17 protein-coding genes are annotated in these 16,386 nt (G+C 50.1%); 14 read left to right on the forward strand and 3 right to left on the reverse strand.

Features of this window, described 5'->3' with window-relative positions:
- Positions 1-171 precede the first annotated feature (171 nt).
- The 6 genes from DW769_RS07900 to DW769_RS16845 all read left to right on the forward strand — a co-directional run bounded on the left by DW769_RS07900 (position 172) and on the right by DW769_RS16845 (position 4,690).
- Positions 172-1,056 carry a metallophosphoesterase gene (locus DW769_RS07900; RefSeq protein ID WP_158579810.1) on the forward strand — a complete coding sequence of 295 codons (885 nt, stop codon included), beginning with the start codon at positions 172-174 and terminating at the stop codon, positions 1,054-1,056.
- Between the two features lie 166 nt (positions 1,057-1,222).
- A complete protein-coding gene (locus DW769_RS07905; protein ID WP_118750219.1) occupies positions 1,223-2,995 on the forward strand; it encodes an NTP transferase domain-containing protein in 1,773 nt (590 codons plus the stop codon).
- A gap of 12 nt (positions 2,996-3,007) precedes the next feature.
- Positions 3,008-3,748, forward strand: coding sequence for an NTP transferase domain-containing protein (locus DW769_RS07910; RefSeq protein WP_242998424.1), 741 nt, complete (start codon positions 3,008-3,010; stop codon positions 3,746-3,748).
- Positions 3,749-3,800: 52 nt separating this feature from the next.
- Positions 3,801-4,178, forward strand: coding sequence for a TnpV protein (locus tag DW769_RS07915; RefSeq protein ID WP_055219871.1), 378 nt, complete (start codon positions 3,801-3,803; stop codon positions 4,176-4,178).
- Positions 4,179-4,192: 14 nt separating this feature from the next.
- Entirely contained in the window at positions 4,193-4,375 is a 183-nt protein-coding gene (locus DW769_RS07920; protein WP_055219873.1) for a hypothetical protein, read from the forward strand.
- Positions 4,376-4,387: 12 nt separating this feature from the next.
- Positions 4,388-4,690, forward strand: coding sequence for a hypothetical protein (locus DW769_RS16845; RefSeq protein WP_055219875.1), 303 nt, complete (start codon positions 4,388-4,390; stop codon positions 4,688-4,690).
- An 80-nt stretch (positions 4,691-4,770) separates the two neighbouring features.
- Here the strand turns inward: DW769_RS16845 and DW769_RS07930 are convergent, their stop codons facing one another.
- Positions 4,771-5,619 carry a helix-turn-helix domain-containing protein gene (locus DW769_RS07930; protein WP_055266762.1) on the reverse strand — a complete coding sequence of 283 codons (849 nt, stop codon included), beginning with the start codon at positions 5,617-5,619 and terminating at the stop codon, positions 4,771-4,773.
- A gap of 175 nt (positions 5,620-5,794) precedes the next feature.
- Here DW769_RS07930 and DW769_RS16850 point away from each other — a divergent pair, with 175 nt between their 5' ends.
- The 7 genes from DW769_RS16850 to DW769_RS07965 all read left to right on the forward strand — a co-directional run bounded on the left by DW769_RS16850 (position 5,795) and on the right by DW769_RS07965 (position 12,449).
- Positions 5,795-6,274, forward strand: a complete 480-nt coding sequence (locus tag DW769_RS16850; protein WP_226906287.1) for a hypothetical protein — start codon at positions 5,795-5,797, stop codon at positions 6,272-6,274.
- The gene (locus DW769_RS07940; protein ID WP_055222220.1) at positions 6,258-6,563 is read left to right on the forward strand and encodes a hypothetical protein; all 306 of its coding nucleotides are present in this window, start codon (positions 6,258-6,260) and stop codon (positions 6,561-6,563) included. Before DW769_RS16850 ends, DW769_RS07940 begins: the two co-directional genes overlap by 17 nt.
- Positions 6,564-7,037: 474 nt before the next feature.
- Positions 7,038-8,282, forward strand: coding sequence for a hypothetical protein (locus DW769_RS07945; RefSeq protein WP_055266764.1), 1,245 nt, complete (start codon positions 7,038-7,040; stop codon positions 8,280-8,282).
- Positions 8,279-8,983: a CHC2 zinc finger domain-containing protein gene (locus DW769_RS07950; protein ID WP_055266766.1), complete on the forward strand. Its 705-nt coding sequence runs from the start codon at positions 8,279-8,281 to the stop codon at positions 8,981-8,983. Before DW769_RS07945 ends, DW769_RS07950 begins: the two co-directional genes overlap by 4 nt.
- Positions 8,943-10,301, forward strand: a complete 1,359-nt coding sequence (locus DW769_RS07955; RefSeq protein WP_055221981.1) for a virulence-associated E family protein — start codon at positions 8,943-8,945, stop codon at positions 10,299-10,301. The genes DW769_RS07950 and DW769_RS07955 overlap by 41 nt, the downstream gene beginning before the upstream one ends.
- A gap of 267 nt (positions 10,302-10,568) precedes the next feature.
- Entirely contained in the window at positions 10,569-10,736 is a 168-nt protein-coding gene (locus DW769_RS16590) for a hypothetical protein (protein WP_164468434.1), read from the forward strand.
- Positions 10,737-10,808: 72 nt separating this feature from the next.
- A complete protein-coding gene (locus DW769_RS07965) occupies positions 10,809-12,449 on the forward strand; it encodes a recombinase family protein (RefSeq protein ID WP_055221983.1) in 1,641 nt (546 codons plus the stop codon).
- Between the two features lie 198 nt (positions 12,450-12,647).
- Here DW769_RS07965 and DW769_RS07970 read toward each other — a convergent pair whose 3' ends face one another.
- Positions 12,648-13,670: a hypothetical protein gene (locus tag DW769_RS07970; protein WP_055221986.1), complete on the reverse strand. Its 1,023-nt coding sequence runs from the start codon at positions 13,668-13,670 to the stop codon at positions 12,648-12,650.
- A gap of 17 nt (positions 13,671-13,687) precedes the next feature.
- Positions 13,688-13,894, reverse strand: coding sequence for a DUF6199 family natural product biosynthesis protein (locus DW769_RS17280; RefSeq protein WP_334291862.1), 207 nt, complete (start codon positions 13,892-13,894; stop codon positions 13,688-13,690).
- Between the two features lie 877 nt (positions 13,895-14,771).
- On the opposite strand from DW769_RS17280, the gene DW769_RS07980 reads away from it, so the two are divergent.
- Positions 14,772-16,343 (forward strand): BCCT family transporter, encoded by a 1,572-nt coding sequence (locus DW769_RS07980; protein WP_022461560.1) that lies wholly within the window; start codon positions 14,772-14,774, stop codon positions 16,341-16,343.
- Positions 16,344-16,386: the final 43 nt, after the last annotated feature.

Genomic DNA, 16,386 nt, shown 5'->3' on the forward strand with positions numbered 1-16,386 from the left:
ACATTTGAGGTTCCCTGGAGGTCGTGAACGGGTGATTATTCATCGCTTACGTTGTAACGGATTGATTATGATGATATTATATGTTGCAAAGCGTAAGAAGGAGATATATTTGATTGAAGGGCTATTGTGTGATAGCAGTCTTTAATGGAAAATACCATGGAGGATAAATCAATGCAAATATCAAGGCAGCATAAATGGGTGCTCGTCATTATTATACTTCTATTCCTCGGAATCACAACCTGCCAAAACCTCGACCAATCGAAACACTCCCTAAGTTACTCTTCCTATCAGATCCCCTCCGACAAAATCGATACCCCAATCCGGATTGTGCAGCTGACGGATCTGCACAACAGCGAGTTTGGAGAAGACAATCAGGAGCTGATTGACCGGATAGCAAGTCAGTCGCCCGATCTGATTCTGCTTACAGGGGATCTGTTAAATTCCGGAGAGCCCGTCACAGAGATTGCTACCAATTTAATTTCTTCTCTATGTGAGATTGCTCCCGTCTATCTGTCCCTGGGAAATCATGAGATAGAATACCGGGACAATTTTGGCACAGACATCACACAATTGTATCAGGACGCCGGTGCAATCGTTCTGGAGCACCAATACCGGGATATTACTGTAAAAGGCCAGTCTCTTCGCATCGGCGGCATTTACGGTTACTGCCTGCCGGACAAATACCTGGAAACGGAAGAAGCTGATCTTAGCGAATGCATGTTTCTGTGGGATTTTGAGAATACCGACCGTTACAAGATCCTGCTTAGTCATCTTCCGATTGCCTGGCTGAAAAATGATGCCCTGGAGGAATGGAACATGGACTGCGTGTTTTCTGGTCATCTTCACGGAGGGCAGGTCATTTTGCCTGGAATCGGCGGCGTATATGCGCCGGATATGGGCTGGTTTCCGGGACGGCTGAAGGGTGTTTTTGATTCAAAGGATGGAAAACGGCATCTGGTTTTGTCTGCGGGGCTTGGAAATACGGAGGTGATTCCGCGGTTCAACAATATTCCGGAGATTGTCTGCGTGGATCTTGTACCGGAAGGAGGATGGTGAAAAAACTTGCACATGGATTAGGGCTGCGAATGTTACGGTTCGCTGGGAACCAGTGAACCGTAACTTAATCTGGGCATATTGTTTCACAGGATCGGCTGGCAGCTTGACATGTCGCCGGTCCTGTATTATAATAACGATGTTCACGAAAATGAAAGGATAGATGTACATGAACAAACAAGAATCTGATATTTTGAACGTGATCCTGCAATACCACTGCCGGAACCAGCGTGCGCTGGCGGAGCGGTGTGGGTTTTCACTGGGAATGGTAAACCGTTCGGTGAAAGCGCTGCAGGGGCAGGGTTTTTTAACAACAGATATGGAGCTGACGGAAAAAGCCAGGCTTGAGATGGCAAAGCATCGCCCGAAAAACGCGGTGATTCTGGCTGCCGGATATGGAATGCGGATGGTGCCGATTAATATGGAAACGCCGAAAGGACTTTTGGAAGTAGAGGGGGAACCGCTGATCGAGCGGCTGATCCGTCAGCTTCATGCGGTAAAGGTGAAGGAAATTTATGTTGTCGTTGGTTTTAAAAAGGAACAGTACGATTATCTGGTTGACCGGTATGGCGTGAAGCTGGTTGTCAATATGGAGTATGCAGAGAAAAACAACCTGCATTCCCTGGCAAAGGTATTGCCGCAGCTTGGTGAAACGTATCTTATGCCGTGCGACCTCTGGTGCCGGGAAAATCCGTTTTCGGAGTATGAGTGGTATTCCTGGTATCTGGTGAGCGATGCAAAAGATCCAGACAGTACGGTTCGTGTGAGCCGGAAGTGGGAGCTTGTGCCCTCAGGCGGGGAAAAAGAAGGAAATCATATGATCGGCATCAGCTATCTGACGGATTCTGTGGCACAGTCGATGGCGCGGCGAATCGAAACGATGGTACAGGATCGCCGGTATGACCATGTTTTCTGGGAGGATGCCCTTTTTGCGGAAAACGGAATGCCGGTGCAGGCAAAGCTTGTCCCGGAAGGAGCTGTGGTGGAGATCAATACCTACGAGCAGCTGCGGGAACTGGATGAAAATTCGGATCAGCTGAAGTCGGATGCGATGGCAGAAATTGAACGGGTGCTTTCGGTTTCCGGTGAGGAGATTACGGGAATTGAGGTCCTGAAAAAGGGAATGACAAACCGTTCGTTTTTATTCCGCTGTCGCGGCGGGCGGTATATTATGAGAATTCCGGGGGAAGGCACGAGTCTTCTGATCAACCGCAGGCAGGAGGCGACGGTATATCGGACACTGGACGGAAAGGGCATCTGCGATGAAATCGTGTCGATCAATCCGGAAAACGGCTATAAGATTACGAAATACCTGGAGGGTGCGCGTGTCTGCGATCCGGAAAACCCTGAGGATGTGCAGGCCTGTATGAAAAAGCTCCGTTCCTTCCATGAGGAGCATCTGAGCGTGGAGCATACGTTTTCGCTGTTTGACCAGATCGCATACTATGAAAGTCTGTGGGAGGGAGAACCGTCTGTTTATCGGGATTACAGCACGACGAAAGCGCATGTGCTGGAGCTTGAGGCTTATCTGGAAGCGCAGCCGAAGGTGTGGACGCTGACGCATATTGATGCGGTGCCGGACAATTTTCTGTTTGTGGAGAAAAACGGCGGAACGGAAATTCGTCTGATTGACTGGGAATATGCGGGCATGCAGGATGCACATGTGGATCTGGCGATGTTCTGCATTTACGCCATGTATGACCGTCCGCAGGTGGATGCGCTGATCGACAGTTATTTTACGGAAGGCTGTCCGCAGGAGGTGCGCACGAAAATTTATGCATACATTGCGGTGTGCGGGCTTTTATGGAGCAACTGGTGTGAGTATAAGAGCCGGTTAGGCGTGGAGTTTGGCGAGTATTCGCTGAAACAGTACCGATATGCTAAGGATTACTATAAACTTGTTAAGCAGGAGCTTGCCAAAAGCAAAGGTCAGGAAGAATAAGAGGGTGGAAGAATGAAAGCGATGGATGTGGGGCAGAGACCGGGAAGTGAAATTCAGCAGAAAAATCATGTAGAACGTGCAATTATCATGGCGGCGGGAACGGGAACGCGGATGCGGCCGGTAACGCTTACTACGCCGAAACCGCTGATCCGTGTGAAGGGTGTCCGCATGATTGATACGGTGATTCAGGCGCTGCATGAAAATGGAATTTATGAGATTTATGTAGTAGTGGGATATCGGAAAGAGCAGTTTGCGTGCCTTACCGCAGAATATAAAGGTGTGACACTGATCGAAAATCCATACTGGGATTCCTGCAATAATATTGCATCGCTCTATGTGGCGCGGGAACAGTTGGAAAATGCAATGATTCTGGATGGGGATCAGATTATATACAAAAAAGAAATTCTTGCACCGGAATTTACGCATTCTGGCTACAATGCTGTCTGGACGGACGAAAAGACGGATGAATGGCTGATGCAGGTGAAGGATGGAATCGTGTGTTCCTGTAGCCGGACCGGCGGTAAGGGCGGCTGGCAGCTCTTCAGTGTATCACGTTGGAACCGGGAGGACGGAAAGCGGCTGAAACGCCACCTGGAACTGGAATTTGAAAAAAAACAGAACCGCCAGATTTACTGGGATGATGTGGCGATGTTCTGTCATTTTGAAGAATATGAGCTTGGCATTTATCCTATGCAGGAAGGCGATATGCCATACTTGTTCGTGAAGAGTTCAGTTGCCTTGAATTTATCATGAACAGGGACACGATCAACTGGATTCTGAAATAACTGAATACAGGAGGTCGAACATGGAGCATTTACCAAAGAAAATCCATCAAAACGGAATCAGCTACACGCTGGTGGGAGACTACTACATCCCCGATCTGGAGCTACCGGAGGAAAGCCGCCCCATTGGGCGGTGGGGCCGGATGCACAAAGCGTTTCTGCAAGAACACCGGCCCGGCCAGTACAATGCCCTGCTTCTGTCGGGAAAACTCTGGACATATCTTGCTGACCTGAACGAACAGGCCGCTGACCGGCTGGCGTGTATCGTCTCGCAGATGCAGGAGGCGGAGGGTGTCACCGAGGAACTGAAAGCCCGTGACCAGCTTGCGTGGGTCGGGGGCATGAACAGCATTCGCAGCCGAGCAGAGGAAATCATCCTCTCTGAGATGATTTTTGTTTAAGGAGGTGCCTGTCTATGAGATACCGTATCGAATACGCCGATGGGCGTTATTGTAACTTTGCCAACGGCAGGGCTGAGCTGCTGAAATGGCTGAAACTGCTGAAGCAAGAGGAAATCTCCGACATCCGCAAAGTATATAAAAGCGGTGTGTCAGATTCCGTCCTGGAAACATACCGGAATTATATCCGCCCAGCATAAGGAGGGGCGCTTATGGGTACAGATATAGAAAAATTGGTTGATTTGATGATTCAGGAGCGGATGCAGAGCCAGTTTGCTAAGTGGCGGGAGGCAGAAACCGGCACGGAGAAAAAAGAGGACTGCCTTCGCTTGGAAAACGAGTATGAAAAAGCAATCAGCGCATTGTCTGAGGAACAGAAGGACGCTGTAAGACACTACTGTGATTCTATTTTCGATTCTGGTGCAGAAAGCGAGTGCTTCTTTTACCGGCTGGGCCTCAAAGATGGCATCCGTCTCTGGAAGTTTATGAAAAAGCTGATGAAAACGGTCAGCTAACGGATGTATAACCACATATTTTATTCCGCCCACAAACGGGTCGAAAGCCGTCCAACGGTACAGATTGGGCGGCTTTCCTGTTATCTGCGTTTCTTCCGCTTGGGCGCATAGTACGGCTGCGGCTTGGCCTTTCCTCTCATGTTGTTGGGATTTTTGAGCATTTTGGACAGGCTCAGTATCCGCAAAAATGCAGAGAAGTCCTCTGAGGAAATCTTCTCGAAGGGTATCTGCATTCTGTCGCAAAATTCGTGGATTACCACTTCCTCTTGGCTGCCCTGTTCGAGCGCCTGTTCAAACTTTTCCTTGACGTCATCCAGCGTGGGCTGCGGGTCGGCGGTGGTCTTGTCCTTGCGGTGTGCTTCCCGGATGTCCCGGACGATGCTGTCCAGATCATCGTGCATGACATGGCTGTAAAAATCGCTTTCCTGCACCTGCCCCAGTTCCAGCGTCCGCATATAGAGGTCATCTTCTCCGGGCGCATACTTGCTCATGACGGTCTGCCGGGTGGCCTCCAACACCAGATTCATCTGCTCCACCCGCATATTGGCGATCTGGTCGATGCAGATTTCCATATCTATCATCAGCCGCCGGAAATTCGGGTGGGCAGCCAGTTCGCAGAGAAGCCGGTTGTTGATTTTGCCGCTGCTCAAAAGTTCCACCATATCATCACTCAGATGCAGAGATTGAAGTTCTGTGTTTGGGTGATTTTTATTTTCCGTCAGCCCCATCAGATAGTCGGTGGACACGCCGTAAAAGTCCGCCAGCGTTGCAATCGCAAACGGGCTGATGTCCTTGTAGTCATCGGTTTCGTATTTTCCCAGCGCGGATTTAGACAGGCCGGTCTGCTCCGCCAGTTGTTCCAGCGTCAGGTGCTTGTCCACCACCCGCAGGTCTTTGAGCCGCTCCGGGATTGTCAGCTTTGCGTACATCCAAAGCCCCCTCTCTCGTTATCTTTTTCAGTGATTACACCCATTATAGCACGATTCCATAAGCGTGGAAATATGCGGATTTCGAGCGTTTTTCCGACGTTTTGGATATACGGGAAAGGGCCTCTTTTTTCGGTAAACTGGTTCTTGCAGACAGGCACAGAACCTTGAAAATCGAATGACCGGCTGCAAGGGGTATGGCCTCCGGGGAAGTGACGCCAGGACAGAAATCGAGCACACCAAAGAGGCCGATACGCCGGGAGAAATTCCGGGCAGGAGCGGCTTGCAGGCAGACCGGCGGACAGGAAACAAGTTTATCATGCGGGGCGCATGGCTCCGCAGCAAAGAAATGGAGGAAATCATTATGACACTGAGTATGAAAGAAAAGAAGATTCTCTACGCTTACGGCTGTCTCAGCCACCACAATACGGTGACACGGCTGAAATGGCTGACGGCTCTGACGGTTGACCCGGAGGCCAAACGCCGGATGCTGGGGCTGGCCCGGAAGGTGGAGACGGAGATGAACGAAAGCTGGTACGAGGATTTTTATCACCATCTGCGCATGGAGATGGACGAGTACCGCCGTCTCAAGCGCAACCTGCGTGTGCTGAAATCTTACACCGATTATGAGGAGGATCTGTATGAAGAAGCTGTCTAAGTATGAGAAAGAAACCATCATCAACTGGAACGAGGCGGAGAACCTTGCCAGCGTCTACACCTTCAACGCCAGCTTGAAGCGCAGGCTGGCTGATTTCAGCCGGAAGTACCCACTGTTGTGCCGGTTGGAGCGCAGCACGCCGGAGGGCAGCGTGACCTATGTGCTGGACAAGTCCCGGCTGTCGATCCGGCTGGTGCCTCCGTACAGCGAAGAACGGAAAGCCGCCGCAAGGGAGTACGCAAAGGAGCATGGCTTTCAGGTGGTGGTAACGGAAGAAAAAATCGCCTAAAATCGGGGTGTTTACGGGAAAAATGACGGGTCTGCACCCGATGTTTTGACCGGCAATCCCCGCAGGCGTATTCCGTATCCACTCCCCGCCTATGGGCGCAAATGTGTGGATACGGAGCCGGTGAAACTGGCAAACACCGTTCCTGCGGTGGAAGCCAGCTTCGCCGGTGCGGAAGTACAGAGGGCGGCCAGCCCTTTGTGGCGGGGTGCAGGGGCGGCAGCGCACTGCTGGGGTCAAGGGGCAACGCCCATTGGCAGGTTAAGGGCGGCAGCCATTATCGGGTCAAGGACGAAGTGCCTTGGCAGGTTGAGGGCAGCCGCCCCATCGGGTCAAGGGTGAAACGCCTTGCCCAGGGAAAGTTGATGCCTGCGTCAACTTGTATTGGGTATTACCTGACGCAAAATTCGCAGGATTTGCGGCTTCGCCGCCCCTTCCCCGGCCCCAGAACATCTTCGCAGGAAGGAGGAAATCTGTTTGAAACTGACACGACACAATGGACGCTCCGGCAAGCATGGCACCTATAATCCCCGCCACAATGACCGCCGGTTCGATGTGGAGAACAGCGAACACATTGACGCAGAACGGGCAAGGCAAAATGTCTACTGGGACTGCTACCGGGGCTTTACCACCCATGAGTTCCGGGAGAACCCGGAGCAGCCGGATTTCAGCTTTGAGGAAATCGAGCGGATGTATTACTACGAGCATTACGGCGGCTATGTGGAAGCTCAGAACGCCCGGAATGAGAAAACCCGGCACACCGAGCGCAACCGCACTGTGGAGGACTTGCTGAAAAACAACAAGACCTGCCCGGAGGAAAGTATCTACCAGATCGGCACGATGGGAGAATCCGTCTCGCCGGATACGCTCTTTTCCATCGTCAATGAGTTTTATCAGGAATTTGAGCGCCGCTTCGGTTCCCATATCCACATCCTGGACTGGGCGCTCCATCTGGACGAGGGGACGCCCCACATCCATGAGCGGCACGTCTTTGACTGTGAGAACCGCTATGGGGAACTGTGCCCCCAGCAGGAAAAGGCGCTGGAAGAACTTGGCATCCCTCTCCCCAACCCGGAGAAGCCCAAAGGCCGGAACAACAACCGCAAGCAGACCTTTGATGCGGTCTGCCGGACGATCCTGTTTGACATCGCCAGACGGCATGGGCTGCATCTGGATCAGGAGCCGTCCTACGGCGGGCGGGACTATCTGGAAAAACAGGATTATATCCTGATGAAGCAGAAGGAGCAGCTTGCGGCGCAGGAGCAGAAGCTGGAAGAACTGACGCTCAAAATCGAGGACGTGGAGACGCTGTTAGATGATGTTTCCGATGCGGCCTATGACAAGGCGGTGGAGGTGGTGACCGATACCGTCCGGCAGGAGACACACAAAGAAGATATTCGTCTGATCGAGGAAACGAAAAAGTGGGTGCTTTCGCCGGAGCGGAAGGCCCCGAAGAAGGAGCGTGACTACGCTGCCGCCCGTCTGGATGGAGTGATTACCAAAATCAAACGGGTCATGCAGAACGCCCTGGCAAAAATCCAGAAAACTCTCATGCAGCCGGAGGTCAAGAAGGCCGGTAAGGAGCAGATTAAGGAGAAGGCCAGAGAATCCATCCGGGAGAAGCTGGCGAAAGGCAGGCTGAACGCTGACCGAGATAACCGGGAACGCTGGGAACGTGAGGGGCGGATTGCTCCGAAAAAGAAACACGATATGGAGTTATGAGGCACCTGATTTTCTGCGGAAACGGGTGCTTTTTTCTCTGCCTGGAGGTGAGAAAATCGAATATATTTGAAGCGGTGAAGGAGTCTGTCACCACAAGGCAGGCTGCGGAATATTACGGGGTGCAGGTTGGCAGGAATGGCATGGCCTGCTGTCCCTTCCATGATGACAAACATCCCAGTATGAAGATTGACCATCGGTTCCACTGCTTTGGCTGTCAGGCAGATGGGGATGTGATTGATTTTACCGCCCGTCTGTTTAGTCTGAGCAGTAAGGAGGCGGCGCTGAAGCTGGCGGAGGATTTCTCTGTCCACTATGACGCCAAAGGCCATGACCCGCCCCGCAGGAGGCCGGTCAAGCGAAAAATCAGCGAGGAACTGCGTTACCGGCAGGCGGAGCAGAAATGTTTCCGGGTGCTGTGCAATTACCTGCATCTGCTGGAACGCTGGGAGAAGGAATACGCCCCGCAGACGCCGGATGAAGCGTGGAATCCGCTGTTCGTGGAGGCCCTGCAAAAGAAACCGTACACGGAATATCTGCTGGATATTCTCTTGTCCGGCAGCATGGAGGAACGTGCTTCCGTGGTCGCTGAGTATGGAAAAGAGGTGAGGAAGATTGAGCAGCGAATATCAGAGTTTACCGCTAGCCACCCGGCAGGCCGCCATGAGCGCAGCCGAAGCCTTAGCGCCGGAGCGGAGCGTTGATGAGGTGCGGGAAAGCCTGTCCGTCACCGAGAAGGGCCAGCCCGCCAACACCATCGGCAACTGCCGGACGGTGTTCTGCCATGACCCTCTCCTGCGTGGGGCGATCCGCCTGAACCTTTTGACTGACCGGGTGGACATTGTACAGGATTTAGGCTGGCGCAGGAATACCAGTGCCCTGACGGATACGGACGTGAAATATCTGCTTCTCTATTTTGAGCAGACCTATGGCCTGACCAGTGAGAAAAAGATGACGGCGGCGCTCTCCATCGTGGCGAATGAGAACTGCTACCATCCCATACAGGACGTGCTAAACGGCCTTGTCTGGGACGGGACGCCCCGCATCCGCTCCTGTCTCCATCATTTCTTAGGTGCGGACGAGAGCGACTATGTGGAGGAAATGCTGAAACACTTTTTGCTGGGGGCTATCCGGCGGGTATTCCGCCCCGGCTCCAAATATGAGGAAATGCTCTGTCTGGTGGGCGGTCAGGGGGCTGGCAAGTCCAGCTTCTTCCGCTTGCTGGCGATCCGGGACGAGTGGTTCAGTGACGACCTGAAAAAACTGGACGATGACAGGGTGTATCTGAAGCTGCAAGGACACTGGATTATCGAAATGTCGGAGATGCTGGCTACCAGCAGCGCCAAAAGCATTGAAGAAATCCGCTCCTTTATCAGCCGCCAGAAGGAAACCTACCGGACGCCCTACGAGGCCCAGCCCAAAGACCGGCTGCGGCAGTGTGTGTTCGGCGGTTCGTCCAACACACTGGACTTCCTGCCCCTTGACCGGGCCGGAAATCGGCGCTTTTTGCCGATCATGATTTACCCGGAGAATGCAGAGGTTCACATTTTGGAGGACGAGGACGCCTCCAGAGCCTATCTTTTACAGGTCTGGGCGGAGGCCATGACGATTTACCGCAGCGGCCACTACTCTATGAAGTTCAGCAAGTCCATCCAGCGCCAGCTGGTGGAGGTGCAGAAGGATTTCATGCCGGAGGACACCGAGGCCGGACAGATACAGGGCTTTCTGGAACACTACACCGGCAGCATGGTCTGCTCCAAACAGCTGTTCAAGGAGGCGCTGGGCCACACCTACGATGAGCCGAAGCGGTGGCAGCTGCACAATATCAACGAGATCATGAACACGGTGGTGACGGGCTGGAAACCATTCTCCAATCCCCGGATGTTCACCGGATATGGCAGGCAGAGGGGCTGGGAACGGGACGTTTCCGGCAACGAACTGCCCGGCAACGAAGATGGATTTGTGGAGCTGACCGAGGAAGAATGCTGCCAGCTGGAACTGCCGAAGGAGTGGATCGCATAAAATTAGCGGTCTGTTGCCGGGATGGTTGCCACTTGGTTGCCGGGTTTGTTGCCGGGGATTCTCCGGTCTGGATACGGAAAAAGCCTGTAAATAAGGTATTTTCTAATATCTATCTCTATCTCCGGCAACGAAAACAACGAGATTTTTCAAGAAAATTGATAAAGTAAGATTTGCAGGTCAGACGGTAGTTTACAGGTTTTCAGAGGTTCGTTGCCGGACTTCGTTGCCAGTGCTGCCGTCTGGCCTGCTACTCTATGGAGGTAGCCTATGGAAAAAAGCAAACAGCAGAAAAATAAAGTCCGTTTTGTGGTGGTGCGGGAGTTCTCCGGGGAGAAGTCCATGCGGGAAGCCTTTGAGCAGCTGATCGAGCGCCAGACCTGCGAACACTTCGAGGAATGGCTGGAACAGCGGGAAATGGCCGAAAACGCTGCGTAAAAACGGTTGATTCAGGGGCAGGGACATGGTACTATAATGGTATCGTGTCCCTGTTCATAGAAGGAGAACGCTATGAGCAGGAAAAAACAAGTCTATGAGAAAATCACCGCTCTCTACTGCCGCATCTCTCTGGATGACGGCGGCGACAACGAGAGTATGAGCATCAGCAACCAGAAAATCATGCTTCGGGACTTTGCTGAAAAGCATGGAATGTTCCAGTATGAATATTATGTGGATGACGGCTATACGGGCCGCAATTTCAACCGCCCTGCCTTCCAGCGCATGATCGCTGACATTGAGGCGGGGAAGATCGGCTGCGTCATCACCAAAGACCTATCCAGGCTTGGTAGGAACTATATTGAAGCTGGCAGCTATATCGAAATCTTTTTCCCCAAACACAATGTACGCTATATCGCCATCACGGACGGCGTGGACAGCCTGACCCGTCAGGAGATGGACATTACGCCCTTTAAGAATATCCTGAACGATATGTACAGCCGGGATATTTCTAAAAAGGTGCTGGCAGGCATCACCACCCGCTCCCGGCAGGGGAAGTTCTGCGGAGGGACGCCGCCCTTCGGCCTGATGCGTGACCCGGAGGACAAGGGGCATCTCATCATTGACCCTGAGACAGCGCCAATCATCCGCAAAATCTATGACTATGCCCTTGACGGGCTGGGCTGCATGAGGATTTCCAAACGTCTGATGGAAGAAAAAATCCCAATCACCCATGTCAAAGCCAACACGGAGTTTGACGCCAACTATTATTTCTGGGGCGGAGCCAGAATCAGTCACATCCTGAGAAATCCATTCTATAAGGGCGCACATTTGGTCTTTCGGACGCATCAGAAAGGCATCCGCTCCAACACCTATGACATTATTCCCCGTGACCAGTGGGAAGTGATCGAGGGCTGCCATGAGGCCATTGTGACGCCGGAGGAATGGGAACAGGTGCAGGAACTCATTGACCGCAGGCCGACCATTCAGGGGAATTCCTGCCCCTTTTATAATCTGTTCCACGGTCTGGTCTACTGCGCCACCTGCGGGAAGTCCATGCAGGTGCGGTATGAGAAAGTGGGCCGAACCGGGAAGAACCGCTTCACCGGCGAAATGCGGGAGCCGATTGACAAGGCGTACTATATCTGCCAGACCTACAACCGCATGGGCTGCAAGGTCTGTTCCAGCCACAAGATCGAGGCCAGGGATTTATACAATCTGGTGCTGAAAGACATTCAGGAACTGGCGGCGCAGGCTATGAAGGATGCCGATGCGTTCTACCAGCGGCTCAGCCGCCGGATGGAGCACCGGTATCTGGTGGACGCCTCCCAGACAGAAAAGGAACGCCTGCGGCTGGAAGCCCGAAATCAGGAAATTGACGGGATGTTCCTGAGCCTGTACACCGATAAGGCCAAAGGCATCCTGACCGAGCAGCGGTTTGTGAAGCTGACGGCGGCGCTGGAACAGGAGCAGGAATCCAACCAGAAACGCCTGCATGACCTGGCAATGATGCAAGGTCGTGCCGATGCGCAAGAAAGCGAAGTCCGCACTTTTATCAAGGAAATCCGGCGCTATGCCGCCATCGAGGAACTGGACGAGGCGGTGCTGAACCGGCTCATTAGCCGGATTCTGATTGGAGAAATCAAGAAGATTGATGGTCAGAGGACACAGGAGGTTAAGATTATTTACAATTTTGTTGGGGAAATGTCAAGGTAGAATTTAGACGCTAAATACTTTTAATTTATATCAAAAGTGATACAACAATTTTCTTTTAATGCTATCAGGCAATAAAGTTATTCCTTTGGCCAGAGTAAAAGGGATAACTTTATTTTGCTAAAGCATACTAAAAAGGGCGCGTTGCAGAAAATTATCCGCAACACGCCCTCTTCTATAAGTCCTTATGTCAAAATCAAATTATTGGTAATCTTGAATATTGGGATAAGCGGCACCGTTATTATGCGCGTAAGCTGCTTCAAAGTAGTCGAGGCTTTCAAAAGTAATGCCCTGATAGTTTCCGACATTCAACACATCAAAAGTTAGATTCAGAACATCACCAGCGGAATATTGGTCAAGAAGATTTCCTGCAAATTTCCATCCTATGTTTTCCTCATAAGTATCCTCGGTAAAATAAAATGTAGTCGCATCCTCAGTCGCATCATAACTAATGTCAATAATTATATCAGAGAAATGAACTTGATCTCCAGCATTAAAGTCTTTGAGATAATCTACAGTTTTTCCATCAGCAGGATTAATAAATTGAGCATTAAGTTGTGTCATATCAACAACCTCTGGAGGAAGAGAATTAAGTCTGTAAGATTCTGCAACAGAGAATTGATAAACTCTGTTATTATCCCCAAAGTAAAATCCATCTTCCGTCATAGGAACACTTGAACGAGCATTGGCATTGTAATAATGGGCATAATACAACTGCCATTTGTATGTCTCAGTTGAAACAAACTGTGCTTTCCATGTACCAGAACTGTCTCCTGCTTTCTTTGTATAAAACATATACTGATTTGTACCAGTAGTTGCTTGACTTACCGTATCACCAGAGGCATCTGACAAGATGAGTGCAATCTGTGTAAAAATATCGACAAAGATAATCCTATGTCCATGCATACGGATAGAACCAACGCTGTTATCTACTTCTGGACGAAAATAAACCTCAGGCCCCATATCACCCGTGTTATATTCTATGCTAGGTGAAACAAGATAGGCCCAACTACTATCCTTTTCACTCTGTCCATCGAGATCGATAAGCTTTTCCACATAATCTGAAAGGATAATCCAGCCAATCTTCCACCAATTCACTTTGCTTGCTTCAGCAGAAGAACTGATATTCTCGTTGTCGGCATAAGCAAAAGTAGTGTTAGAAAAACTTATGCACATAACCAAGGAAAGAGTAAGTGCAACAATCTTACGTGTTAGCTTTTTCATTAAAAGCCCCCCTTCTCTTATAAAACCAAAACAATAATGCAAATGATGGATGCAATAAAAAAGAATACTCCAGCAACCCGCATCAAACCAAGATATAAATCTGTAGGTTCACCGCCTTTTACAGAAAAGAAGTGTTCAATTTTCCATAAAAGTTCCGGCTTAAAAATCATAAAAAAACTTAATAGAAGCAAAAGGATAAGCCATATGTTATCTATGTATAACACTTCCTTTCTGCTAATACTGAAAATTCAAATAAAAAAGCGCATAAGTAGACAAATAATCATGCCTAACTTATGCGCAAATAGAAACAATTTTAATTCTAAGCCTCCAAAGCTGGCAGCGTCGGTAAAAATGCTCCATTATTAAGTTAGGCAACTTAACCTTAAAACAAATCATCGGTCTTACCTCCCAACAATATAAATTTCGACTTTTCACTTTTATTTTATCACCTAAAGCAGAACTTGTCAATGAATTTGTCTAAAATAAGTCGATTTTCTTTTTTGATTATGTGCATTTTTAACTAATAGAAAGAAAGTTGTATTGAGGGCGATTGGTGTTCCTTATTCCATATGTCGGAACTGTATGAAGTGAAAATAGTTTATCCGTTGAAGAGTCACTCCACAGGTTATGCTTGATTCTTTCAAAGTTATGTTTCTATAATATGCATCCGTACTGTCATATTATAATTCACATTATTGGATAATATAAATTGACAAGTATAAGATAAACAGACAAGGAGTCGCTGCCACCCGTAAAACGGGTGGCTCGGGACGCAGGCTTTAAGCCCACTCTACTTGGCCGCGCCTCAAGGCGCTAGCTTTCTCTTTTAGGCTATACTAAAGTTTTTATTTCCCTGGTACAACCGGGGATTTTTTTGCTTCAAGCCGCCAATTAGAACGGCAGCCACAAAGATTTTTCTTTGCGGCTGCCGTTTTCTTGAATTCATCACTTGACAATGTGGCAAAGATCTGATTGAGATTGATGATTTCTCGGAACTCTGCGATCTGGATCCGTCTTACTGCGGATATGAGGCACAGGGGCAGGAAAAATCAGAAGAAAAATAAGCTGGATCGGGCAGTATAGCAGAAAGGAACAGAAAACATGAATACAGTTGATGAAAACAGAGTGGCGAAAAAGAAACAGAGCGGAAAAATACGGAAAAAAGGTCAGATTGACTGGATGATCACGCTGCTGCCGCTGGGACTGATTGCAGCGCTCAGCATTTTGTTTTTCCTCCTGCCGGAACAGTCCAACACAGTTCTTGCGAAGGTACGCTTCTTCTTGGGAGATACCTTTGGAGTCTATTATCTTGCAATTGGCCTTGGCGTTTTTCTGCTCTCTTTGTATCTGGCATTTTCAAAATATGGCGATATTGTGTTAGGAGAGCAGGATGAGAAACCGAAATATTCTTTTTTTGCCTGGGGATCCATGATGTTTACGTGCGGCCTTGCGGCAGACATTCTGTTTTATTCTTTTGCAGAATGGGTGATGTATGCTGCTGATCCGCAGATTGAAAAGATGGGCGGAATCCAGGAGTGGGCGGGCGTGTACCCGCTGTTTCACTGGAGTCTGATTCCGTGGGGCTTTTATCTCGTTCTCGCTGCCGCATTTGGGTTTATGCTGCACGTGCGGAAACGGAACCGGCAGCGGTATTCAGAAGCCTGCCGTCCGATTATGGGAAAACAGACGGACGGCATCGGCGGACGGCTGATTGATCTGCTGGCGGTATTTGCACTCCTTGCAGGAACGGCAACGACATTCAGCGTGGCAACGCCGCTGATGGCAAGTGCAATCAATGCATTGTTTCATATCAATCTGGACCGGAACGCAGTGACAATTGTGATTCTGCTGATTACGTGTTTTGTGTACACGTATTCGCTGCTTCACGGCTTCCGCGGAATCGGTTTTCTGGCAAAGCTCTGCATCTATCTGTTTTTCGGGCTACTGGCGTACGTGCTGCTGTTCGGCGGACAGACGCGGTATATTATCGAGACGGGATTTTCATCGCTGGGACGGATGATTCAGTATTTCCCGACGTTGGCGACCGATACCGATCCGCTGCGCGAGACGCATTTTCCGCAGAACTGGACTATTTATTACTGGGCATACTGGATGGTATGGTGCGTGGCGGCGCCATTTTTTATCGGAAGTATTTCCCGGGGAAGAACGGTGCGGCAGACAATCCTTGGCGGATATGGATTCGGCGTTGGCTCCACGATTTTAAGCTTTATCATCCTGGGAAATGAATCGATGGGGATGCAGATGGCGGGAAAAGCGGATTTTATCGCGCGGTATGCCAAAGACGGTGATCTCTATGGAATGATTATCGCCATGATCCAGAAGATCCCGTGTGCATCGCTGGTTCTTGTCGTTCTGCTGCTCACGATGATTGCCTTTTATGCGACCTCGTTTGATTCGATTGCGCTGACGGTTTCCTGCTACAGCTACCGCCGTCTGGAAGAGGGACAGCAGCCATCGAAAGCGATTCAGCTTATGTGGTGCCTTCTGCTGATTCTGCTTCCGATTGCACTGGTCTTTTCCGAAAGCTCTATGAGCAATCTGCAGTCGGTCAGTATCGTGGCAGCGTTTCCGATCGGAATGGTAATTCTTCTGATTGTGGCGGGATTCCTAAAGGATGCCGGAGCATATCTGAAAGAAATAAAGAAGAAATGATTTTTTATGCAGCATGAAAATAGAGCCGGATTTCTATTTGGCG

The sequence above is a fragment of the Blautia sp. AM29-29 genome (assembly GCF_003480555.1).
GTDB classification, from domain to species: Bacteria; Bacillota; Clostridia; order Lachnospirales; family Lachnospiraceae; genus Fusicatenibacter; species Fusicatenibacter saccharivorans.

Bases quoted from the DNA above. Each gene is read 5' to 3' on its own strand.
- DW769_RS07900 (WP_158579810.1), top strand. From the start codon at position 172: ATGCAAATATCAAGGCAGCATAAATGGGTGCTCGTCATTATTATACTT.
- DW769_RS07905 (WP_118750219.1), top strand. From the start codon at position 1,223: ATGAACAAACAAGAATCTGATATTTTGAACGTGATCCTGCAATACCAC.
- DW769_RS07910 (WP_242998424.1), top strand. From the start codon at position 3,008: ATGAAAGCGATGGATGTGGGGCAGAGACCGGGAAGTGAAATTCAGCAG.
- DW769_RS07915 (WP_055219871.1), top strand. From the start codon at position 3,801: ATGGAGCATTTACCAAAGAAAATCCATCAAAACGGAATCAGCTACACG.
- DW769_RS07920 (WP_055219873.1), top strand. From the start codon at position 4,193: ATGAGATACCGTATCGAATACGCCGATGGGCGTTATTGTAACTTTGCC.
- DW769_RS16845 (WP_055219875.1), top strand. From the start codon at position 4,388: ATGGGTACAGATATAGAAAAATTGGTTGATTTGATGATTCAGGAGCGG.
- DW769_RS07930 (WP_055266762.1), bottom strand. From the start codon at position 5,619: ATGTACGCAAAGCTGACAATCCCGGAGCGGCTCAAAGACCTGCGGGTG.
- DW769_RS16850 (WP_226906287.1), top strand. From the start codon at position 5,795: ATGACCGGCTGCAAGGGGTATGGCCTCCGGGGAAGTGACGCCAGGACA.
- DW769_RS07940 (WP_055222220.1), top strand. From the start codon at position 6,258: ATGAAGAAGCTGTCTAAGTATGAGAAAGAAACCATCATCAACTGGAAC.
- DW769_RS07950 (WP_055266766.1), top strand. From the start codon at position 8,279: ATGAGGCACCTGATTTTCTGCGGAAACGGGTGCTTTTTTCTCTGCCTG.
- DW769_RS07955 (WP_055221981.1), top strand. From the start codon at position 8,943: ATGAGCGCAGCCGAAGCCTTAGCGCCGGAGCGGAGCGTTGATGAGGTG.
- DW769_RS16590 (WP_164468434.1), top strand. From the start codon at position 10,569: ATGGAAAAAAGCAAACAGCAGAAAAATAAAGTCCGTTTTGTGGTGGTG.
- DW769_RS07965 (WP_055221983.1), top strand. From the start codon at position 10,809: ATGAGCAGGAAAAAACAAGTCTATGAGAAAATCACCGCTCTCTACTGC.
- DW769_RS07970 (WP_055221986.1), bottom strand. From the start codon at position 13,670: ATGAAAAAGCTAACACGTAAGATTGTTGCACTTACTCTTTCCTTGGTT.
- DW769_RS07980 (WP_022461560.1), top strand. From the start codon at position 14,772: ATGAATACAGTTGATGAAAACAGAGTGGCGAAAAAGAAACAGAGCGGA.